Origin of the sequence: Afipia massiliensis (genome assembly GCF_014203115.1) — a bacterium.
Lineage (GTDB): Bacteria > Pseudomonadota > Alphaproteobacteria > Rhizobiales > Xanthobacteraceae > Afipia > Afipia massiliensis.
Map to the genome: position 1 here is coordinate 543,279 of NZ_JACHIJ010000005.1, position 22,345 is coordinate 565,623.

At 59.4% G+C, this 22,345-nt stretch carries 21 protein-coding genes; 13 read left to right on the top strand and 8 right to left on the bottom strand.

The genetic code is table 11. The features are described from left to right. Positions 1 to 6: 6 nt before the first annotated feature. A complete protein-coding gene (locus tag HNQ36_RS19480; RefSeq protein ID WP_184087735.1) occupies positions 7 to 2,751 on the bottom strand; it encodes a nitrate/nitrite transporter in 2,745 nt (914 codons plus the stop codon). Positions 2,752 to 3,010: 259 nt separating this feature from the next. Here HNQ36_RS19480 and HNQ36_RS19485 point away from each other — a divergent pair, with 259 nt between their 5' ends. From HNQ36_RS19485 to hemN, 10 genes are all read left to right on the top strand, one after another. Further along, the gene (locus tag HNQ36_RS19485; RefSeq protein WP_246395446.1) at positions 3,011 to 3,658 is read left to right on the top strand and encodes a cyclic nucleotide-binding domain-containing protein; all 648 of its coding nucleotides are present in this window, start codon (positions 3,011 to 3,013) and stop codon (positions 3,656 to 3,658) included. A 122-nt stretch (positions 3,659 to 3,780) separates the two neighbouring features. Continuing rightward, on the top strand, positions 3,781 to 4,266 hold the full coding sequence (parS, locus tag HNQ36_RS19490; protein WP_019198805.1) for a type II RES/Xre toxin-antitoxin system antitoxin: 486 nt from the start codon (positions 3,781 to 3,783) through the stop codon (positions 4,264 to 4,266). Continuing rightward, a complete protein-coding gene (locus HNQ36_RS19495; RefSeq protein ID WP_184087737.1) occupies positions 4,263 to 4,787 on the top strand; it encodes an RES family NAD+ phosphorylase in 525 nt (174 codons plus the stop codon). Before parS ends, HNQ36_RS19495 begins: the two co-directional genes overlap by 4 nt. A 621-nt stretch (positions 4,788 to 5,408) precedes the next feature. Then, positions 5,409 to 7,601, top strand: a complete 2,193-nt coding sequence (locus HNQ36_RS19500; protein ID WP_246395459.1) for a TonB-dependent receptor family protein — start codon at positions 5,409 to 5,411, stop codon at positions 7,599 to 7,601. 30 nt (positions 7,602 to 7,631) lie between these two features. Further along, positions 7,632 to 8,600 (top strand): ABC transporter substrate-binding protein, encoded by a 969-nt coding sequence (locus HNQ36_RS19505; RefSeq protein ID WP_184087741.1) that lies wholly within the window; start codon positions 7,632 to 7,634, stop codon positions 8,598 to 8,600. A gap of 10 nt (positions 8,601 to 8,610) precedes the next feature. Continuing rightward, positions 8,611 to 9,429 (top strand): ABC transporter permease, encoded by an 819-nt coding sequence (locus tag HNQ36_RS19510; protein ID WP_347339986.1) that lies wholly within the window; start codon positions 8,611 to 8,613, stop codon positions 9,427 to 9,429. Next, the gene (locus HNQ36_RS19515; RefSeq protein ID WP_246395447.1) at positions 9,426 to 10,169 is read left to right on the top strand and encodes an ABC transporter ATP-binding protein; all 744 of its coding nucleotides are present in this window, start codon (positions 9,426 to 9,428) and stop codon (positions 10,167 to 10,169) included. The genes HNQ36_RS19510 and HNQ36_RS19515 overlap by 4 nt, the downstream gene beginning before the upstream one ends. Further along, positions 10,166 to 11,383, top strand: a complete 1,218-nt coding sequence (locus HNQ36_RS19520; RefSeq protein ID WP_347339987.1) for an NnrS family protein — start codon at positions 10,166 to 10,168, stop codon at positions 11,381 to 11,383. Before HNQ36_RS19515 ends, HNQ36_RS19520 begins: the two co-directional genes overlap by 4 nt. 76 nt (positions 11,384 to 11,459) lie before the next feature. Then, positions 11,460 to 12,851, top strand: coding sequence for a molybdopterin molybdotransferase MoeA (locus HNQ36_RS19525; RefSeq protein WP_246395448.1), 1,392 nt, complete (start codon positions 11,460 to 11,462; stop codon positions 12,849 to 12,851). A 64-nt stretch (positions 12,852 to 12,915) separates the two neighbouring features. Next, positions 12,916 to 14,268, top strand: coding sequence for an oxygen-independent coproporphyrinogen III oxidase (gene hemN, locus HNQ36_RS19530; RefSeq protein WP_184087748.1), 1,353 nt, complete (start codon positions 12,916 to 12,918; stop codon positions 14,266 to 14,268). 9 nt (positions 14,269 to 14,277) lie between these two features. Here the strand turns inward: hemN and HNQ36_RS19535 are convergent, their stop codons facing one another. From HNQ36_RS19535 to ubiT, 4 genes are read right to left on the bottom strand one after another with little or no spacing between them, the layout of a single operon-like run. Continuing rightward, on the bottom strand, positions 14,278 to 14,676 hold the full coding sequence (locus HNQ36_RS19535) for a hypothetical protein (RefSeq protein WP_184087750.1): 399 nt from the start codon (positions 14,674 to 14,676) through the stop codon (positions 14,278 to 14,280). A gap of 44 nt (positions 14,677 to 14,720) precedes the next feature. After that, the gene (gene ubiV, locus HNQ36_RS19540) at positions 14,721 to 15,665 is read right to left on the bottom strand and encodes a ubiquinone anaerobic biosynthesis protein UbiV (protein WP_184087752.1); all 945 of its coding nucleotides are present in this window, start codon (positions 15,663 to 15,665) and stop codon (positions 14,721 to 14,723) included. 49 nt (positions 15,666 to 15,714) lie between these two features. Continuing rightward, on the bottom strand, positions 15,715 to 16,692 hold the full coding sequence (gene ubiU, locus HNQ36_RS19545) for a ubiquinone anaerobic biosynthesis protein UbiU (protein ID WP_184087754.1): 978 nt from the start codon (positions 16,690 to 16,692) through the stop codon (positions 15,715 to 15,717). Next, the gene (gene ubiT / locus HNQ36_RS19550; protein WP_184087756.1) at positions 16,683 to 17,237 is read right to left on the bottom strand and encodes a ubiquinone anaerobic biosynthesis accessory factor UbiT; all 555 of its coding nucleotides are present in this window, start codon (positions 17,235 to 17,237) and stop codon (positions 16,683 to 16,685) included. Before ubiT ends, ubiU begins: the two co-directional genes overlap by 10 nt. 202 nt (positions 17,238 to 17,439) lie before the next feature. Here ubiT and HNQ36_RS19555 point away from each other — a divergent pair, with 202 nt between their 5' ends. From HNQ36_RS19555 to HNQ36_RS19565, 3 genes are all read left to right on the top strand, one after another. Continuing rightward, positions 17,440 to 17,727 (top strand): helix-turn-helix domain-containing protein, encoded by a 288-nt coding sequence (locus HNQ36_RS19555; RefSeq protein ID WP_184087758.1) that lies wholly within the window; start codon positions 17,440 to 17,442, stop codon positions 17,725 to 17,727. A 145-nt stretch (positions 17,728 to 17,872) separates the two neighbouring features. Further along, positions 17,873 to 19,402 carry a UbiD family decarboxylase gene (locus tag HNQ36_RS19560; protein WP_184087761.1) on the top strand — a complete coding sequence of 510 codons (1,530 nt, stop codon included), beginning with the start codon at positions 17,873 to 17,875 and terminating at the stop codon, positions 19,400 to 19,402. Continuing rightward, complete coding sequence (locus HNQ36_RS19565; protein WP_184087763.1) at positions 19,399 to 19,974, top strand: UbiX family flavin prenyltransferase; 576 nt, start codon at positions 19,399 to 19,401, stop codon at positions 19,972 to 19,974. Before HNQ36_RS19560 ends, HNQ36_RS19565 begins: the two co-directional genes overlap by 4 nt. A 37-nt stretch (positions 19,975 to 20,011) precedes the next feature. Here the strand turns inward: HNQ36_RS19565 and HNQ36_RS19570 are convergent, their stop codons facing one another. From HNQ36_RS19570 to HNQ36_RS19580, 3 genes are all read right to left on the bottom strand, one after another. Beyond that, a complete protein-coding gene (locus HNQ36_RS19570; protein WP_184087765.1) occupies positions 20,012 to 21,055 on the bottom strand; it encodes an FAD-dependent oxidoreductase in 1,044 nt (347 codons plus the stop codon). Between the two features lie 233 nt (positions 21,056 to 21,288). After that, the gene (locus tag HNQ36_RS19575) at positions 21,289 to 21,438 is read right to left on the bottom strand and encodes a hypothetical protein (RefSeq protein WP_210312105.1); all 150 of its coding nucleotides are present in this window, start codon (positions 21,436 to 21,438) and stop codon (positions 21,289 to 21,291) included. 277 nt (positions 21,439 to 21,715) lie between these two features. Beyond that, the coding region (locus HNQ36_RS19580; protein WP_283814043.1) for an acyl-CoA dehydrogenase family protein at positions 21,716 to 22,345 on the bottom strand (630 nt) is incomplete at its 5' end.

Consider the following 22,345-nt stretch of genomic DNA (forward strand, 5'->3'; position numbering starts at 1 on the left):
TTCTCCTTACTGAGCTGGCTGTGGGACGGACGTTGTTACGCCACGCCGTTCGATGTCATGAAGCAGGCCGCCTCTGCGAGTGTAGACGGCCCAGGTGATCAGTACGCACGTCACATAGAAGATGAAGAAAGCCCACAGCGCAGCCTGTACGCCGCCGGTGAGATCGATCGACGTTCCGTAGGATTTCGGAATGAAGAATGCGCCGAATGCAGCAATCGCCGAAGTGAAGCCCGTAATCGCGGCCGACTCTTTCTCCGCTTGACGCATGCGCGTCGTGACGTCAGCTCCTGGCATCAAGCGGTCAATCTCCTTGCGCATGATGTTCGGGATCATCTGGAAGGTCGATGCGTTGCCGACGCCCGTCGCAAAGAACAGAAACAGGAACATGGCGAAGAAGCCCCAGAACGCGCCCGGCTGATCCTTGATACCGAGAAAATAGAGAATCCCGACGACGCCCATCATCATCGCCACGAACACCCACAGCGTGACGCGGCCTCCGCCCCATTTGTCGGAGATCCAGCCGGTGGCCGACCGGGACAAGGCACCCACCAGCGGTCCCAGGAACACGAACGGCATTGCATCGATCGCCGGAAACTGCGTCTTCGCCAGCAGCGGGAAGCCCGCCGCATAACCGATGAACGAGCCGAAGGTGCCAGTATAAAGCCAGCACATAATCCAGTTATGCTTGCGTTTGAATATCACGACCTGATCCGCGAACGAGGCCTTCGCCGAAGCAATGTCGTTCATTCCGAACCAGGCGGCGAAGGCACTCGCCGCGATAAACGGCACCCAGATGAAGCCGGCATTCTGCAACCAGAGCGGCGCCTGCTGCGTGCCGCTTGTCACCATCGCCGGATCGCCGCCGAACCAGCCGAACACGCCCGCGGTGATCACGAGCGGCACCACGAACTGCACGGTGCTGACCCCGAGATTGCCGAGTCCGGCGTTGAGCGCGAGCGCATTCCCCTTTTCGGAACGCGGGAAGAAGAACGAGATGTTCGCCATCGAAGAAGCGAAGTTTCCTCCGCCCAGCCCGCACAACAGCGCCAGCACGAGGAAAAGGGCATAAGGAGTCGACGGGTTCTGCACGGCATAGCCGATGCCGACAGCCGGGATCATCAACGACCAAGTCGCGAGCGTCGTCCACAGCCGTCCGCCGAAGATCGGCACCATGAACGAATAGAAGATGCGCAGCACCGCACCGGAAATACCTGGCAACGCAGCCAGCCAAAACAACTCCGCCGTGGTGAACTTGAAGCCGACCGCTGGCAGCTTCGCCACGACCACCGACCATACCTGCCAGATCGCGAACGACAGCAGCAGCGAAGGGATCGATATCCATAAGTTGCGCCGCGCGATGGCGCGCCCCGTCGTATCCCAGAACGTCTTGTCCTCAGGACGCCAGTCGGTCAACACCACGCCGGACAGAGCGCCGACATGTTCCGGCTTGTGGATTTCTTCCATTTCAGGGAATTCGGGCAACTTTCTCAGTGCCTCGCCCGAAACACCGCGCTCCATCTGCCGGATGGCAAGATGCATCCAGGCAAGCGAGGCTGCGACCAGGACGAACAGCAGCATGAAACAGCTCGTCCACAACCCGGTGAGGTCGTTAAGCGCACCGAACACAATCGGAAGCACAAAGCCGCCGAGGCCGCCGATCATCCCGACGAGGCCGCCAACCGCACCAACATGCTTGGGATAATAGACCGGGATGTGCTTGAAGACGGCCGCCTTGCCAAGCGCCATGAAGAAGCCAAGCACGAACACAGTGACGGTGAAGGGCACGAGGCCCATTTCCATATGAAAACTCACCGGCCCGGACACGGTCCGCACGATGTAATCGGCCGGCGGATAGGACAGGATGAACGTACAAAGAACGCCGACGAGGAGTGTCCAGTACATCACCCGGCGCGCGCCATACCGATCCGACAGGTGTCCGCCATATGCGCGGAACACGCTGGCGGGAAACGAGAACATGGCCGCGACCATGCCCGCGGTTTTGATGTTCACGCCGTAAACGTTAATCAGATACTGCGGCAACCACAGCGAAAGAGCGACGAACGCGCCGAAAACGAAGAAGTAGTAAAGCGCAAAGCGCCAAACCTGAATATTTTTGAGAGATTCGAGTTCCAGCCACGCGCTCTTCGGTTTCTCATGATTTTTCCGGCGCGCGAGCACAACCGGATCTTCTTCCGAGAACAGCCAGAAGATAATGGCCATCGCGCCAATCGCCAGCGCCCACACCTGCGCAACGGTTTGCCATCCATAAGCAACCAGCACGAACGGCGCCACGAATTTTGTGACTGCAGCGCCGACATTGCCCGCGCCGAAGATGCCAAGCGCCGTACCCTGCTTACCTGCTGGGTAGAAGCGCGAGACGTAGGCGACGCCGACCGCAAACGAGCCACCGGCTATGCCGACGAAGAGCGCGGCGATCAGAAACTGCGGATAGGTATGCGCCCATGTCAGCAGATAGGTGGCAATCGCAGCCGCCAGCATCACAACGGTGTAGATGCGCCTGCCACCGTACTGGTCGGTCCACACACCGAGGACCAGCCGAATTAGCGATCCGCTCAAGATGGGCGTGCCAACCAGAAGTCCGAATTGGGTTTCGTTAAGGCCCAGATCCTGCTTGATGCGGATGCCGATGATCGAGAAGATCGTCCAAACTGCAAAGCAGATCGTGAAAGCAATGGTCGAAAGCCAAAGCGCCCGACCTGGAGCCGTACCGACTGGACTTGACCCGCTCATAGTGCATCCCCAAAACCCGTATGGGTTGGAGATCGCCTCTTGAGGCCGGAATTGATTTGCGCTGGATCAAGCTGGGGCCGGTCAGCGGTGACTTATATGAAAATAGGCATTGCTGCTTGATGTTTTGTGCATTGCGAAATGACGTTTGTTGCATTTTGAATTGATAAACATCACAATCCATCAGCGACCCTGAAGCGGAGCGATGCCATTGCGTCCCCATGAACTCCAACAGTTGCGGAAATTGCCGCTGTTTGCCGAAATGAGTCTAGAGAATCTGGAGCGTCTGCTGGATGCTGCATTGCTTCAGCAATTTCCAGCCGGTGTCGTCCTGATCCATGAAGGCGATCAGGCCGACTTCCTTCATGTGCTGATCGACGGCCTCGCCGAGATTTACACCGAGCAGGATGGTGGAGAGTGGGGGATCTCACTGGTCAATCCGGTGTCGACTTTCATTCTTGCAGCCATCGTCAGCGACCAACCCTATTTGAATTCGGCAAGAACGCTGGTTGAATCACGCGTTCTGCTGATTCCCGCAAAGCGAGCCCGTGAGATTTTCGATCAGGACGTCGCCTTTGCCCGCATGGTCGCAAAAGAACTTGCGCTCGCTTACCGCGGATCGGTCAAGAAACTCAAAGGATACATGGCACGGTCGAGCGTCGAACGGCTGGCCAACTGGATATTGGCCGAGGCTCAGAAGGACATTGATCAAGGAAATGTCGTGATTCCATTCGACCGCGGCACGCTGGCGTCACACATTGGCACCACGCGGGAAAACCTATCGCGAAGCCTTGCGTATCTAACCGAGTACGGTGTGCGGATTCGAGGACGTGAGATTGTCATGGACGACAAGGAGCAACTCGCTGTCTTCGCGCGTCCGCAGCGACTCATCGACGATCCGACATCGTAAGCGCCCGCACCGCAGTCAGCACGATGCAAGAGCTCTTTCGCGGGAAACTAGGCCCCCGCCATACTTGATTTATTGCGACATATGACACATATTTAAGTGACACGTGTCAGAGGGGCGCCACCATGGCCGTCGCCGCCGAAAAACCGGGTTCGAAAGGGCCAGGGGATCACTTGCAGAAAGTGGCCGAACTGCTTGGCGGGCCGCGCATCCTGTCGCGCCCCATCACAAGCTCCCTCGACGCCCATGAGCTGTTGGTGCATGGGCTGCCCGGATCCGCGCTGAACCACCTCATTCACGGACTCCTCGTGATTCACAAGACGGACTCGCTGGAAAAAGCCGTCGGAATGAGCCTTCGCACCTTTCAGCGGCGCAAGGACGCTCCCGCCAAGCCGCTCAGCCAGGAACAAAGCGGGCGAACCTGGAAGTTTGCCGAAATCCTGGCCAAGGCCACGGACGTATTCGGCTCGCAGGGAGAGGCCGAGCAGTGGCTCGAGCGTCCGGCTATCGGCCTTGACCAGCGCCGCCCGATCGACCTGCTTGCCACGCCAGCGGGCATCGAACTTGTTGAGCAATATCTCGAACGTCTCGCATACGGCGTCTATGCATGACGCCTTTGCCAGTGCCGTTGGGAGGCAGCCATCTCATCGCCTGGCGCCTCGATCAGGCGCGCTTCGCGCCGACCTGCGATAGTGGCGAAGGGGCTTTCCAGTTCGGCGGCCGATGGAACAGCAAAGGTGTTCGCGTCGTCTATAGCGCCCTCGATCCCGCGACCGCGATCCTCGAAGTCGCGGTTCACAAAGGCTTCAAAGCGCTCGACACGCTGCCACATGTCCTGACCGCACTTCATGTCGTCGACGTGTCTGGCGTTCATGTGGTTCAGCCTGCCGACGTTCCCAACGTCAACTGGCTGCGGCCCGGAATCCCAAGCGCAGGACAGCAGGCGTTCGGTGATGCGCTTCTGACCAAGCACCAGTTCGTCGTCATTCCAAGCGCGGTGTCCACCCATAGCTGGAATCTGATCTTCGATCCGACCAAGGCGACAGGCGCATACCAGCAGCACATTCAGGAAGCCTTCGCACTCGATACGCGTCTCCATCTTCCGGCTTTGACGCCAGGATCATCTCCATAGCAGCGACCGACCCAGCGCTGCCGCAAAGCGCGCCGATATCCATCGATGCTGATATGATTAATGAGGGCCGCAATTCGATGAGGTGGTGGAAGGAAACGCTTCACCAAGCCGCCGATCATCAATGGGACGCATCTGATGGCGGTACAAGAACAGTAGCCCGATGCCCAGTCGTTGGTGCGCTTCGGGAACATCCACGCGATAATCCGAGATTTACGTGCGCTGGATGCTCATGTTTTCAACATGATATTCCGGAAAACCATAATTTATAATCGATCAAATGTAAGGGGCGAATCTCCGTTCTTTGATTCAAAGCAAACAATGGCGGATAAAAATCCCGTAAACGACATCTGATCCAGACAGCCCAACTGCCATCCAGATCAATCTCGACAATTCATGTCAGGTCGATAGTGCACCCGCGCGACATTTGACAAATCTCTTGTCATGTGGATTTTGCCATAAAAGATATATTTGATATGTATCTTTTAGAACCGATCTAAATAATCACGCTGCATGGTAACTGGGGCAACTGGAATGAAGCAGGAAGTTTTGCGGCACGCGATTGCGACTGAGACGCATTTGCCGACGGCGCCATCGCAGATCATCACACCACTGACAATCGCGATGTTATTGTGCACGACCACCGGCCAAGTTTGCTTTGCACAATCTGCAACGCCGGGCGCGACGATGACTCTCGATCCGATCAACGTCGAAAGCTCGCAAAATGTATCATCGGGCTCCTTGCGTGAGCGATTGAATGCGCTTCCGGGTGGAGTTGGGTTGATTACCGCGAACGAAATGCCTGAGACAGCCAATCTCACGTTGTCCAAGGCCCTCAGCAGCGTTCCCGGCGTCGTCGTGCAGGATTTCTTCGGCGGCAACGATCAGCCGCGCGTCCAGATTCGCGGATCGGGCCTTCAACAGAACCCCGTCGAACGCGGCATCCTGGTTCTTCAGAACGGCCTTCCCATCAACCGTGCTGATGGCTCCTACATCGTCGGCTTCGCCAATCCACAGCAGGCTGATTCGATCGAAGTCTATCGTGGCTACATGGCCAACCGGCTCGGCGCGACCGTGCTCGGTGGCGCCATCAACTTCGCCTCGCCGACGGGATCCAATTCACCCGGCACGAAAGCCGTGATCAGCGGAGGCAGCTTCGGACAATTCAATTTCGGGGGGCAGGCTGGCGGCAAGAAGGACAATGTTGACGCCCTGATCCAGGCCGACATCAGCCGGCGCGACGGCTTCCGCGACTACAATGAATCCCAACGCATCAGCGTGAACGGCAATATCGGCGTCGAACTGTCGGAGAACGTGACCACGCGCTTTTTCGCAGGTTATACCGATCTCGGATTCGACGTCGCGGGGCCGCTGACAAAAGCGATGATGGAAGGCAATCCGCGGCAGGTCGCCACCGGGCCGACCTTCATCCCGCCCAGCACCTCAATCAATCCGGGACCAAATGTCGTGCGCGACAAGCCGCGACGCGAGGCCAGCCAGTTCCTGATCGGATCGCGGACGACTGCCACCTTTGACGCCCACATCTACGATGTAGCGCTCGGCTACACCTACACCGACGACATGTTCCGGTTCCCAATCTCATCAGGTGTGCGGACCACCACGGGCGGCGACTTCACCGGTCTTGTGCGATACGCCTACAAGCCGGACGCGGCGAGCCTGCTGCCACTGTTCGAGAGCACGGCGCAATACACCATCGGCTCCGCGGATCGCGGCAATTACATCAATCAGGGCGGAAGGACCGGCGCCAAATTCGGCGAGAGCGAACTCGATGCGACGACGCTGTCGCTCTATTCGGGCCTGAACCTCCCTGTCTGGCAATCGGTCTTCCTATCGCCCGCGATTTCCTACGCCTATGCAACGCGCGATAACAAGGACACCTACAATCTCGCGACACGCCCGACGATCGCCTACAATCCGGCCAATCCTACGATGCTGCTGCCCAACGGCGCTGTCCCGACTGTCAGCACGAACTACAACAGGACATACAGCGGCTGGAATCCGAGCCTCGGCCTGAGCTATCGACCCGACAGCAATCAGACCATCTTCGCCGCGGTCAGCCGCAGCTTCGAGCCCCCGACGCATGACGATTTGCTGGCAACCATCAACGGCACGCCCAACAGCAGCGCAGGCCGTCCGGCTCCCGGGAATCCCGGCCTAGTCTCCGCCGCATTCCTTACTCCGAACCTGAAAGCCCAGACCGCAACGACCATCGAAGGCGGCTGGCGCGGCCAGCGCAACGTCTTCTCGTGGGATGCGGTGGTTTACTACTCTTGGGTGAACAACGAACTGCTCAGCCTGCGCGATGCAACGGGCGCATCGATCGGCGCTATCAACGCCGACAAGACGACGCATTTCGGCATCGAGCTTGGAGGCGGCGCGAAGCTGACCAAACAGCTCACCACCCGCGTCGCCTACACCTATCAGGATTTCCGCTTCAAGGACGATCCGGTGCGCGGCAACAATCGCTTGGCCGGCGCACCCCGCCATCTCATCAACGCCATGCTGCAATTCCAGGCGACCGACGCGTGGAGACTTCAAGGCGCGGTGCGATGGAGTCCCGACAAGACGCCGGTCGACAACATGAACACTTTGTTTGCTGATCCGTATGCCGTCGTCGATGTGCGGACCGAATACAAGCTCAACCAGCATTTCACGCTGTTCGCGGAAGTCACCAACCTGTTCAACGAGACCTACGCCTCATCGACACTGATCGTCGATGTGGCGCGGCCGGATCAGGCAGCGTTCCTGCCCGGCGACGGGCGAGGTTATTACGGAGGCATCAAGGCAAAGTTCTAGGCACCCCGAAATCCAGGACAGGAAGTTTCCATGCTGAATCGCCGCACATTCGTAACCGCCTCGACAGCGATGTTTGCATGTCCACGCATTGGTCGTACCGCCGAGCCGCTGACGCTGTGGGGACCGCCCGCCGCCCCTTCGATCATCCTGGCGCAAGCCATCGCGGACGGACTTCTCAAGCCCTTCGCTTCCGGCGCGTCGTTCAAGGCCTGGAAAACGCCCGATGAAATGCGGGCCGGCCTCAGCTCCGGCAACATGACGGCGGTGGTCGTTCCGAGCAACGTCGCCGCCAACCTTTACAATCGCGGACTCGGAGTGCGGCTCGCCAATGTGATGACGCGCGGTCTGCTCTACGTCGTGGCGCCATCCGGGACGGTGACTGATATCGCCAGCCTGAAAGGCATGCGCGTGGCCGTACCCTTCCGCAACGATATGCCCGATCTCATTTTCCGCCGCCTGCTGGCAGCGGCAGGTCTTCATCCGTCGGACATCGCAATCGAGTATTCAGGAACACCGCCGGAAGCAGTGCAGTTGCTGATTTCAGGCCGCGTGAACGCAGCGCTCCTCACTGAGCCGGCGAGCACCGGCTCCATTATGCGCGCCAAGTGGACAGCGTGGAAGAATCTCGAACACGCCATCGATTGTCAGAAAGTCTGGACAAGGGCTACGGGAAGCGCGACGATTCCACAGGCGGGACTTGCGGTGACCGATAAGCTCACAGCGCAGATCGGGGCTGACGGCATCGTCGCTCTACAACAGGCGCTCGAGACCGCTGTGACGGCTGTGATCAAGGATCCCTCCGCAGCTGCAGGCCTTGCAGCCCCGGAATTCGGCCTTCCTGCGACAGTCATCGAACGCTCCATAGAATACAGCAACCTTGTCGTTGCGCGCGCAACTACGGCCCGCGCCGATCTCACAACGCTGTTCGATGTGCTTGCCAAGGAAGACCCGCGCATCATCGGTGGAAAGCAACCCGACAACGGGTTCTTCGCCTTATGAGATCGACACCGTGAAACTGACAGCGCATAGTCTCGCCTTCGCCGCATGGGCTGGTCGCTATCTGTGGTCGGGATGGGCGGGTGCTGCGGGCCTGTTCTGTTTGGCAGCCGCTTGGCAGGCGGGCCATGAAATCTATGGCTCGTTCGTACTGCCTTCGCCGCTGGAAACTCTTTACGCTATCGGCAGTATCGGTCAGGAGTCTAGCTTCGCGAAAGCAGCGGGTGAAACTGCGATCCGCTCACTCGCCGGCTTTGCGCTTGCGGTCGCGTTCGGTAGCGCCGCCGGGATCATCGCAGGCTTTTCGTTCGCGGCGATGCGACTGACAAGACCGATTGTCACCGTGATTCTCGGCGTGCCGCCGATCGCATGGATCGTGCTTGCCCTGATCTGGTTCGGATCGAACGGAGGATCGGCCGTACTAACGGTAGTGGTTGCTGCGCTGCCGATTTCATTCGCCGGCGGTCTACAAGGTGTTGCCACACGCGACCGCTCACTGGACATGATGGCCCGCTCCTTCGGGGCAGGCGCATGGACACGCTTTCGCACCATCACCGCGCCTCATCTCGTCTCGTATCTCTTTCCGGCCTGGACCACAACAGCCGGCACGGCCTGGAAAGTCACCGTGATGGCGGAACTGCTGTCGAACTCCGGCGGGATCGGCGGCGAACTGGCCACCGCCCGCGCACTGTTCGATATTCCTCGCGTGATGGCGCTGATCGTGGTCACTGTCGCGTTTGCCCTGTTCACCGAATACCTGCTGCTGCACCCGATCCGCGATCGTCTGGAGAACTGGCGCGAAGCCGGCTTGCCATGGGGGATCAAACGATGAAGCTCGTGCTGGAAGGAATCGGCCATGCCTTCCTTGGCCGTGCGGTGTTCGAGAAACTCGATTTCTCGCTGGCGCCCGGCGAGGTCGTCGCTCTGCTCGGTCCCTCCGGTTGCGGCAAGACCACGTTGCTGCAAATCGCGGCCGGTCTTATCGATCCGCTGCGCGGGCGCATCCGTAGGTCCTATCGGCGTCACGCGGTAGTTTTTCAGGAGTCACGGCTACTGCCGTGGGTAACGACCCGCGACAATATTTCCTACGGACTCCGCGTAACGGGAGGCAAAAGCACTTCACACCGCCAGATCGCGGAACGACGTGCGCGCGAGGTCGGCCTTCATCCCAACGACCTCGATAAGTATCCTGTCGAACTATCCGGCGGCATGCGCCAGCGCGCCGCGGTCGCGCGGGCGCTGGCGGTCGATCCCGATGTGATTTTCTTCGATGAACCATTCACGGCGGTCGATGTCGGCCTCAAGCGTGTACTTCAGGATCTCGTGATCGCTGCCGCGGCGCGGGAGCATTTTTCCGCACTATTCGTCACACACGATCTCTCAGAGGCGGTGCGCGTCGCCGATCGACTGGTCGTGCTATCGGAAGGCGGCACGGGATTCGTCACCAATCGCCGCATCGACGGACGGCCCGGTGACCGCAGTGACCGCGCCATCTTCGATATGATGGAAGCATGGTCGCGTGATCCCGCATTTTCCGAACTATTCGACGGCGAAAGAAAAGGGTTGCCGTGACGATTGCATTATTGCAGGGAACAGACGCGAGCGTCCGTCGCCACCCGCTGCTGGTCGAAGGACTGCTGCTGTTCTTTCCGGTTGCAGCGCTCCACGCGATGCTATCACCGCTGATATGGACCACGCTGTTTGTATTCGCGCTGCCGTACACGCATGCGATTCCGTCCCATCAATGGCACGCGCATGAGATGATATTTGGCACATATGGCGCGGCACTCGCAGGTTTCTTGACGTCAGCCGTTCCCGAATGGACGGACACGCAGCCCCGACGGGGACGCGACCTCCTGCTGCTGCTTGGTCTCTGGCTGCCGGGACGAATCGTCGGCCTTCTCGGCATCGAAGCACTTGTGTTTCCCGTCGGCGTCACGGACGTCGCGTTCCTGTCGCTGCTGTTCTGGTATGTGCTGAAACCTCTGCTGGAACGGCGCAGTACCCGGCATGCTTCCTTCGCCATCTGGGTCGGACTGTTCGCGCTCGCCGAGTTGGGCATTCGTGCAGCATGGCTAACCGGACGGATCGATCTCGCTGGACAACTTCTCCAGACGTCGCTGATCATCTTTCTGGTGTTCTTCGCGCTGGCAGTTGCCCGCATCAATATCGTCGTGATCAATCTCGCGCTGGATCCAAGCGGAGAGACGACGCCCTATCGCCCGCATCCGGGACGCCAAAACCTCGCCGCCGGCATGGTGTCGATTTATGCCGTCGCAGCGCTGGCGTTTCCGCACTCCACCGCACCCTCCTACCTCGCTCTCGCCGCTGCGGCGACTTTCTTCGATCGGCTTGCCGAATGGTTCATCGGCATGGCCGTCCTGAAGACGCAAGTACTCGCCCTTGCCATTGCCAATGCATTTGCCGGAGGAGGTTTTCTGCTGATCGGCCTGTCCGGCCTGGGAGCTCCCGTCGCGACGGCAACCGGACTGCACATGCTTTCAGTCGGCAGCCTCGGTCTTGCCGTACTGGCTGTTTTCATCGTCGCGGGCTTGCGCCATACCGGTCGCTCGCTAGTCCTCCCTTGGCAGGCACATGCGGCCGTGGCGCTGATGGTATGCGCGAGCATCGTACGCATTTTACCTGAATTGGGCTTAGGTCCGTCTCTGACCGGCCTCCACTACGGACTGAGTGCCGCATTGTGGTCGGCCGCATACGGTGTCTGGCTCGCCGGCTTTCTGCCGTTCCTTATGAACCCAATGAATGAGGCACACGGCTGCAAATAATCGTCGCGAAAGGTATGAACAGCAGCACAAAATAGCGACACAGCATTGCGATAGCGCAAAGTGAAGCTCGGAGGACTTGCTAAATGTTGCAGGCGATGGCCCCGCGGAACACGGGCATCGTTCCTCTGAAGTAGAATGGAGCGCACAAATGGGTCATCCTCGCAAATCCTCCGAGATGCTATCGCCTGTTCTGCGCCAGCGTCACAGCAACCAGCAGGATGAAATCTTGCAGCCGACGTGCGCGGATCATGAGGACGGCACGCTGACCCCTGTCGATCTCGCGGTCGAGAAAGGGTTGAGGTTGAGACTTCCCGTGACGACGGAGTCCGTCGATCTGAAACACGCCTCTGGACGTGTTCTGGCGCAGACCCTCACTGCGCAAGCGCCGCAACCCTACTTCGATTACAGTGCGATGGATGGCTATGCCGTCAATGTCGAGGACATTGGTAGCTCTCTGCCGGTAAGGTTGAGACTGATCGGGCACATCGCAGCCAGCCGCACGAAGGAAGAAATCACGCTGAGAACCCGTAGCGCCGTCAGAATTCTGACTGGAGCACCGATCCCGCCCGGCGCGAATGCCGTCATCGCCCAAGAAGAAATACGGCGCGAGGGGGATATTGTCGTGCTTTCCCGCATTCCGCAACGTGGCGAGAACATCAGGCTCCGCGGCGAGGATGTCCAGACCGGCGACACATTGATCGAGCGCAGGAGTCTGATGGACCCGCGGGCGATGGGCGTCGCGGCATCGGCGGGAATACCGCGGGTGGAGCTGTTCCGCAAACTCCGCGTTGCTATCTTCTCGACAGGGTCCGAATTGCGCCAGCCCGGGGAGGATATAGCGCCGGGTGAGATTTACAATTCGAACCGCTACATTCTGCGAGGCCTGCTGGACAAACCCTGGATCGACCTCATCGATCTTGGCACTTCTCATGACGAGCCTAAAGTGTTGCGCGCCTATATGAGAGATGCCGCAGCGCAGGCGGATGTAGTTATCACCACAGGCGGCGTTTCGGTCGGCGATGAAGATCATATGGCTGACGTCGTCCGAGGTTGCGATGGAACGATCGCAGTCACCCGCGTCGCAATCAAACCCGGAAAGCCGCTAACACTCGGTCAGGTCGGACAGGCCGCTTATATCGGCCTCCCAGGTAATCCCGGGGCAGTCTTCACGACGTTCCGCGTCGTGGTCGATGGCTTATTGCGAGCATGGGCCGGTCTGAAGCAGCGCGTTGAGCCTGTACGTCCCGTGATCGCAGATTTCACATGGACATGCCGGACCGGGCGTTCGACTTATCTGCCTGGAGTTCTCAAGGGATATAACGCTAACGGAGCCCCCCTTGTGGATGTACTTCCAAGAAACAATTCCGGAAAGCTCTTCCTTCTAAGCAAGGCGGAGGGGTTTGTCGTGATCAAACCCGACTACGGCGATGTTAAGCCTGGTGATCTGGTCGGATGGTTTGCCCTGTAGGAACGCCAACTTTCATTATGCATGACAAGATATGCCCGTGAACCCTCACCGAGCCCCCGCACGCATGCGCTCCGATCTCAACATTCGTTATGGCGAGGAACGTCTACCGCGCTACACTAGCTATCCGACCGCGCCGCATTTTTCACGCACTATCTCGCAGCAGACCTATCGCCAGTGGCTCGCATCGATTCCGCAACAACAAACGGTTTCGCTCTACCTACACGTTCCCTTCTGCCGGTCCATGTGCTGGTATTGCGGTTGCAATACGACGATTGCCCGGCGCAACGAGCCCATCGCCGAATATCTCGCCGCGCTGCGACGCGAGATCGACATGGTGGCAAGTCATGTCGCGCGGCCGCTCAGGATCAATCACATACACTTCGGCGGAGGAACGCCGACCATCGTGACGCCCTCGCAGTTTGCAGAACTGATGAATATTCTGAGGCAAAAATTCACTCTTCTTCCCGACGCTGAGGTGGCCGTCGAGATCGATCCGCGCACGCTCACCCGTGAGATGATACTTGAACTCGGCGCAAGCGGCGTCACGCGGGCCAGCCTCGGCGTGCAGAGCTTCGACCCCGCCGTGCAGCAAGCCATCAATCGTATTCAGAGTTTTAAAGACACGGCCGCTGCGACCGAACAATTGCGAGCGGCGGGTGTGCGCGGCATAAACTTCGACCTGATCTACGGCTTGCCGCATCAGACAGTGGCGTCATGTTTCGATACGGTCAGGAAATGCCTTTGGCTTCGTCCCGACCGTCTCTCGGTCTTTGGTTATGCGCATGTACCCACGTTCAAGAAACACCAGCGCAAGATTGATGAAGCCGCACTTCCAGATGGTGCCAATCGCCACCTTCAGGCGAACATGATCGCCTACTCCTTGACCGCGGCAGGCTATCGGCAGATCGGCCTCGATCATTTCGCCTTTCCGAGAGATAGTCTGGCGACGGCGCAAGCGGCGGGGAGCCTTCACCGGAATTTTCAAGGTTATACTACCGACACAAGTGATGTCCTGATCGGCTTCGGCGCAAGCGCCATTGGGCGGCTTAACCAAGGCTACGTCCAGAATGACGCGGCGACCCAATCCTATTGCACGCAGATCGGCCGCGGCGATCTGGCGACCGAGAAGGGCTATGCGCTGACAGCCGATGACCGCCTGCGTGCCGACATTATCGAACGTATCATGTGCGACTTCCGCGTCGACCTTCAGCAGGTTTGCACGAGGCATGGCACAACGCCGGCAGCCACCCTACAATCAGCCACCCGCCTGCACAGACTGACGGCTGATGGCGTCGTTAGTCTCGACGGCGCTGTGCTTTCAGTCAGGGATGACGCACGCCATCTGGTGCGCAGCGTCGCCTCCGCGTTCGATGCGTACATCGGGACATCCGGCCCGGTCTACAGCCGCGCTGTCTGAAACAGGCAGCTACCGCCGAATCGTGCTGACTGCGCACGACAGCTCATCGCGTGGACAGTTCACCTTGGGTGGATCGATGTCACGCAAGGCGGCCGCGCCAGCCGCAGCCGAATGGCCGATTTCATCAAACAGCAACGCCATTTCCACGAAAACAGTGCGGTCCCTCTCGTTCTCGGTCAACTGGTTGAGTTCTGACAGAAGCGCGAGAATAGCGGCGATGCGATCCTTCTGATCGCGGGCACGAAGCAGCGATCGCCTCGAAAGACGGCGCGTTTCAAGATCCGAGAATCGCTCAAGAGCGCCGCTGAGAAGCTCTCGGCAGCTGCAGTCCAGATCCGTGCGTGTCAGTACAATCTGTAGCCGTGCGATCAGATCGAGAGTTTCGCAGTTTCGGCCTTGCTCCGCCATGACCGTTTCTTTCCCAAATCGTGCTGACGCTGCGTTGTCGTGACTCATGGCATCGAATGCTGCATCTGTGCCCGGCCGCCACCCAGACCAGGCTCCTTGGAGGCTGAGATAAACGCAGCGCCCAGCTGTCCATGCACGAAGCCATTCGCGAACGGAACATCGGGATAAATCTGCGACAGCGCGCGAGTCGCATCCTCGTGTTCCCGATTGCCGTCGACCACGTCGCGAAAAACCTGGGCAACCGCGACCATGTCGCATTGCTGCGGCGACAGGCGAAGTGCACCGACGCCCACTGCGGCAAGCTCTTCCACCTCCCCCAGCAAATTGGCACACGCATGCGACATGGTCTGCACTCCATTCATGGCAAGGAACGGCTCGCCATCGAGCGTGGTCACAGTCAGCCCGTCCGGATCTTTCTCGCAAACGAAACGGCAATTGTCCTTTGACAGCTTGTGAAGGCGGGCATGATAACAGCGTGCGGAGATCGCCAGCGGCACGCGACCGAAGGCAAAGACCTCCGTTGTGACGCCTGGCAAAGCGGTCGCGATGGTCCGGATCGAGTCCATCGGCAATTCGGGGGGCAGGCAGATGCGACGCGCCCCCCGTCCGGCGAAGTAGGCGGCGGTCGCCTCGTTGTAGATATTCACAAACGGGCCGATTGCATAAGGGCGACCCGCGAGCGATCCAAAGCAGGATAGATCGTTCGCCTCCACCATGAAGTCCGTGTTTGCGGCAAGTTCCGCCATCTGCCGTCGCTCCCGTTGCAACGACACGAGAATGAGAGATCCGAGAACAACCTGCTTGCCGCAAGCCGCGAGCCGCTCGATCACCACAGGCATATGTTCCGCGAAAAACGGCGAACGTTTCGAACATACGATTTCGCCGACCACTACCACATCGACGGGCGCTTCCTCGGCAATGCGAAAATAGAAGTCGCGCCACTGCTCAGGTTGCCAATGGTAGAGCACAGGCCCAAGGGTCAATTGCATCGGCGTGACCTCACCCGAGATATGTCGTGAATCATAAACATATATGGCATCATCGCCAGCTCTTGCGATAAGCTCCGGCAGTCGTTGATTGACCTTCGGTGAGAGCGACCAGCCCGCCCACCGGAGCAGGAAGACCGCCTTCCAGTTCCGCGAGCGTTTGACGAAAATTGCGGACCACGCGCTCGATATAGGCGCGGCCGCGTTGCCGTCCCTCGATTTTCAGCGCCGTGACGCCGGCTTTCTGCAATTCCGGCAGCATGGAGGTTGCATCGAGACTCACCGGGTCCTCGAAAAGATAGCCGGCACCATACTCAGTCTGGAAACGTCCCTTGCACAGCGTCGGGTATCCCGCCGCCTCCTTCGCGGAAAACTTGTTGATCGTGAATTCGCCGAGGCGCGAGATGAGCTGCCCATCCCGCTTGAGATAGTGGACATCGCTTGCCGGTGAACAAACGCCGTGCATGTTCGGGGATTTTCCCGTGGCGTAGGAGGAGAGCGAACAGCGCCCCTCCTCCATGACGCAAAGGCCGCCAAAGACGAAGATCTCGATCTCGCAACTGACCTCGCGCGCAATCGCAGCGATTTCGGCCACGCTCAACACTCGGGGCAGAACGACCCGGCGCGCTCCGAACGCCTTCATATAGAAATTGATTGCATCCGGATTGGCAGCGGCGGCCTGAACCGAAACATGAAGGCGCTGGTCCGGATAACGTTGCGCCGCGTAGTCGAGTACGCCGACGTCGGCGACAATCAAAGCATCTGCGCCCGCCTCGACCGCATCGTCGACCGCGCGTTTCCAGACGTCGAGCGCTCCCGCTCGCGCGAACGTGTTAATGGCAACCAGAACCTTAACGTCATATTTGTGGGCACGCGCGACCCCCGCCCGCAGTTCTTCGCGGCTGAAATTAAGCCCAGGAAAATTGCGCGCATTAGTCTCGTCGCGAAAACCGCAATAGACCGCATCCGCCCCTGCTTCAACGGCGGCCTTGAGTGCGGCTGGCGTTCCGGCGGGACAGATCAGTTCCATGATCCGCCTTTGGACGTCAGATCGCTCCGCTGCTGTCCGGGGGGATCGCCGATGACGCTCCGCACGAACCGCTCGACGACGGGCGACAACGGTCCCATCCACGCGACGGATTCAGCGACAATGTCAATTCCGGCGTCATCGATTGCGTTACGCAGCGCGACCGCTGCCTCCATATCGCCCTCGATCTGAAGATCCCGCGAAAAGAAGAGCGCGTCCCCATCGCAGGACCCGTCCACGAGTCCAATGAGCGCCGCGAGAGGCCCCGTAATCCGGACGTCAATCTGTCGCGGCAGGGACCTTGTTGCAGTGACCGTTGGGTTCACCCTCCTGGGCTTGAGCACAAAGGCGAAAGGCAGGTCTGTCGGATCGAGCCCGTACCGTTTGGCGGCATGGGCGCCGAGACGATCGAAAATTTGCGGATGCCGCTTCTGTATCCCGTAAAGCGAGGCGGCGAGTACCGGCTGCAACGGCAAAAGCGGCAGGACTCGCCCCGCAAGGGCAAACACAAGCGGCAGCCTCGATATGGACGAACCGGATACCGGCATGAGACTTCCCCCTTTCAAGTCTTCATATCATCCGGCCGAAACGAACTCTTTGTTCGAGAACAATGAACATTCGGAGAATCCATGCTGAATATGATTCTAAGGAAGCGGTGTGCCGCGTCCCTCCCGTGATTTCCAGACTCGCACATTTTCGGTACGTGCCCTGGAGATGGCGGCCCCTTCCACTCCACGATGACGGTCTCATATGATCCAGCGCGCAGACGTGATCTTTCTGGAGGAACTCGGTCAACGAGTCATGGCCGCACGCGATATTCGCGGCATGTCGCGCAAGACGCTGGCCCAGACGTCGGGCATTTCCGAACGTTACATTGCACTACTTGAGAGTGGCAGAGGCAACATCTCCATCGTACTGCTGCGCCGAGTATCGAACGCAATGGCCATATCCATGATCGATCTCATTCCATCCGGCAAGCCGCATTGCCGATGGACCGATGCCGCCCGCTCCATATCCCCGCAGGCGGGAAAGCATTGATCGCACACGCATAGACTGCGGTGGGAGCGGCCACAGCTTCCGCCGCCATGTTCGCTGAACATGACACTGGCCTATACAGATCCGTATCCTCCAGCAAAGACGCAGAGGAATACTTATCGACTCTGAGATTCTGGAGAACATACCCGTGCTGCGCCGCGACCAGCCACCTTTCACCAATCTACGCAGTTTCCTTTCCCATCTTGAAAATGGCGGCCGGCTTATCCGAATCCGCGAACCGATATCGGTCGTCCACGAGATGACCGAAATTCATCGACGCGTCCTGCAGGCAGGCGGCCCGGCGCTGATGTTCGAGGCGGCGATCAAGGCCGACGGCACTACAGCTGAAATGCCTGTCCTCGTGAATCTGTTCGGCACACGGGAACGCGTCGCCTGGGGACTCGGCGTCAATCCCGATCGGCTTGCAGCCCTTGGCGAAGCGCTCGCGGAACTGAGTGAGCCGCGTCCGCCGCGCGATTTCGCAGACGCGATCGCGAAACTGCCTCTTGCTCGCGGAATCATGGCGATGCGCCCCAAGCAGGTCGACACGCCGCCTGTACAGGACATTGTGTGGCGCGGAGAATCGATCGATCTTCTGCGGCTGCCGGCGCAGGTCTGCTGGCCGCAGGAACCAGCGCCGCTCATCACCTGGCCGATGGTCATCACCGGGCCGCCCGACGACGAGGCCGGCAACAATGCCAATGTTGGCGTTTACAGAATGCAGGTGATCGGCCGCGATCGTGCGATCCTGCGCTGGCTCGCCCACCGCGGGGGCGCCCGCCATCATCACCAATGGAAGGCTCGCGGGCTCGACATGCCGATTGCTATCGCAATTGGTGCCGATCCCGCAACGATTCTCTCAGCAGTTCTTCCCCTGCCAGAAACACTCTCTGAATTCCGCTTCGCTGGCCTCCTTCGCGGTGCGCGTCTTCCGCTCGCGCGTTGCGTCAGCGTCCCGCTGATGATTCCCGCTGAAGCGGAGATAGTCATAGAAGGCACCGTCTCCGCAAGCGAGACAGCGCCGGAAGGGCCGTTTGGCGATCACACTGGCTACTACAACGCCGTCGAGAATTTTCCCGTGATGCGCGTGTCCGCGATCACCATGCGCCGACAGCCGATCTATCTTTCCACCTTCACCGGCCGACCGCCCGACGAACCTTCACGCATCGGCGAAGTTTTCAACGAGCTTCTCGTGCCGTTGCTCAAGAAGCGGCTTCCCGAGATCGTCGATCTGTGGCTCCCCCCTGAAGCGTGTTCATACCGGATCGCGGTCGCATCTATTGCTAAGCGTTATCCGGGACAAGCGCGGCGGGTTATGCTTGCGCTTTGGTCAATGCTGCCACAGCTCACCTACACGAAATTTCTCATCCTCGTTGATCCAGACATCGATGTGCGCAACTGGTCCGACGTGATGTGGGCGATTGCTACCCGTTCCGATCCCTCTCGCGATCTCATCACGTTGACGGACACGCCGATCGACTATCTCGACTTTGCTTCCCCCAAACCGGGCCTCGGCGGCAAGCTTGGTATCGACGCGACCACGAAAGTCCATCCCGAGACGGATCGCGAATGGGGGCGGCTCCTCACCATGGACAGCGCGGTCGTCGAGCGCGTGGACAGGCTCTGGCAGCAGCTCGGCCTACCGCCAAACGCCGCATTCGGAGAGAGCGCGCGATGAGCAACCGGTTACGAGTCGTGGTCGGCATCAGCGGGGCCTCGGGCGCAGCGCTCGGCGTACGAGTTGCCGAGTTGCTATCGGAGAATGACCAATGCGATGTCCATCTGGTGGTCACGCGCAGTGCCGAACGGACGGTCCGACACGAAATAGGGCCAAACGCTCTGTCGGCTGTCTCCGCGCTAGTCACGCACCATCACTCAAATGAAGACATCGGCGCGAGCATCGCCAGTGGTTCCTTTCGCACCGCGGGCATGATCGTGGCACCGTGCTCGATCCGCACTTTGTCTGCGATCGCCGCGGGAGCCGCAGACAATCTTCTGGTCCGCGCGGCAGACGTTCAACTCAAGGAGCGGCGGAAGCTCGTGCTGATGGTGCGGGAGGCTCCTCTGCATCTCGGTCATCTGCGAGCAATGGCTGCGGCGACAGAAATCGGCGCAATCATTGCGCCGCCGGTTCCGGCATTCTATCAGAAGCCAAGTTCGATATTCGAGATGATCGATCATATCGCGCGGCGGACGATCGACCTTCTCAATCTCGATCTCGACATTTCGGCGCGCGAATGGGAGGGCTAATGCTGCTCTTCAGCTACCGGCGAACACGCGTCGCCTTTTAGAACGCCGCATCGAAGGAAGACTGCATCACCTCATTATGAATGAAACCGCGCTGCGCATAAGCGAGCGTCATTTCGGCCAGTGCGGGCGCCAGCAGAAATCCATGACGGTAAAGCCCGTTCACTGATATTTTTCGATTGCCGACGATGATGCGCGGCAGGTTGTCCGGAAACGCAGGCCGAAGCCCTGCCCCGATCTCGACGATACGCGCTTCGCCGAATGCCGGATGAACGGCATAAGCTGCGGTGAGCAATTCCAGCGCCGAGCGTACGCTGACCCCGGTATCCTCGCTCTCGAGGGTGGTAGCACCGATCATGAAGCAATTGTCATCGCGCGGAATGACGTAGATTGGCCAGCGCGGGTGCAGCAAGCGTACCGGGCGCGACAACTGTACTTCCGCCGTTTCAATGATGGCCATCTCACCCTTAACGCCGCGTAGGTCGGAGGATTCTTTACGGGCTGCAAGGCCCCGGCAATCGATCACAATGCTGTCGGTCTCCTTAGCAAGCTGTTCTGGATCGCATTCAGACTGGAATCGAACGATGCCACCATTCGCTACAAACCTTGCATGCAGTTGCGGCAACACGACGCGTGGTTCAACATGGCCCTCGCCCGCAAAGAACAGGCCTTCACGAAACCTTCCGTCCAGCGATGGCTCAAGACTCATGACACCCCCGGCATCAAGGCGTTCATGGCCGGTCGTCCGCCTTGCGAAGCGCTCGAAGTCCGGGCGGTCGCGTGAATTGGCGACGACAAGAGAACCGTTGAACGGTGTTTCGGGCAAATGTTGACGCCACAGATCGAGCGACTGAACGCCGAGGCGCGTGATCAGTGGTTCGGAGGATTCGCCTTCACACCAGGGCGCCAGCATGCCACCAGCCCAATGACTGGTCGCTTGGGTCATCTCAGCGCTGTCCCGATCAAGCAGTGTGACATCGTAGCCTGCATGCGCAAACAGCAACGCTTGCCAGCTACCGGCGATGCCTGCGCCAATTACAATGACGGAAGATGTTCCGTATAGGGAAGATGGTTCTCGAAGCATTCCCGTCCCCTCGCCGGCATGACTCGGATCAAGTCACCGCGCTTTTCCCGTTGCAAAGTTACGGTATCTCAGCTCCTTGCCGGAGCGCCCCTCAGACACTTTGCATTCAATCTTAGCCCGACCATCGTTGCGTTGATCCGGATCAAAATATGATCACGTCTGGCCCCTACCGATAGAGCTTCCCGTCATCGGCGCCGTCTAATCGTCGCCGCGCTCGATGATTGCAACTTAGCCTATCTCGTTTCGCCCGCCGGTAGCTTCCCGTTCAGCGCCGGGTTTGCGTCGAACAGATCCGGCAGGAAATCGTCGGGCGTCTGGACCTTGACGCCGAGTGCGGCCAGCGCTGCGAAGTCGAAGTCTTTCAGATTGCTCGCCACCAACACGCTGGGCGCGATAGTCGCAGCGGCGGATGCGACGTGCCTATCCCTCCGGTGGGTGGCGCCGATCGCGCGTTCAGGGTCAAAACCGTCGACCAGCGCTCCGGGAAATCCGCCTAGGATCAGTGGAATAGTCCGCGTGACTATTCGCTCGCGCGTCGGGACGCAAGTCAGACCTCGCGAGAGGTCCGAAATGTGCCAAAGACGACATCAACGTCGTTCCGCGCAGGGTTTTTCCGTTCGGCCAATCGCCAGCGCGTTAGCTGAAATCGCGCGGTCGCGCTCATCCTGCTTCAAGGCCGATAGGCGGCACAAAATAGGGTGCATTTTTGCCGCTGTTGGCTTTGGCTTTTGCCAGTTCCGCTCGGGAAACAACACGCAGATGAACTTCATCAGGGCCATCGAGAAAACGCAGGGCGCGCCCCCAAGTCCACAGATAGGATAGCGGTGTATCTGGCGTCAGGCCCATTGCGCCGAACACCTGCATGGCCCTGTCGATCACCCGTGTCTGAAGCCGGGCCGCAACGATCTTAATTGCCGAAACATCGACGCGCGCCGCCGCATTGCCCTCGCGATCCATTTTGTGGGCCGCCTTTAATACCAGAAGCCGGGCTTGATCGATCTCCAGCCGTGTTTCAGCGATCCAGTCCTGCACATTGGCGAAATCGGCGATACGACGCCCAAACGTCTGTCGCTCCAACGAACGCTCGCACATGAGCTCAAGCGCCAACTCACACTGGCCGATGGTGCGCATGCAGTGATGCACGCGCCCGGGACCGAGCCGCTCCTGTGCCAGTCTGAAACCGTTTCCCTCCTCACCGATAAGATTCGAAACTGGAACGCGGACGTTCCGGAACAACAGTTCGCAATGTCCCTCGGGGGAACTGTAGTGCATGATCGGAATGCTGCGCAC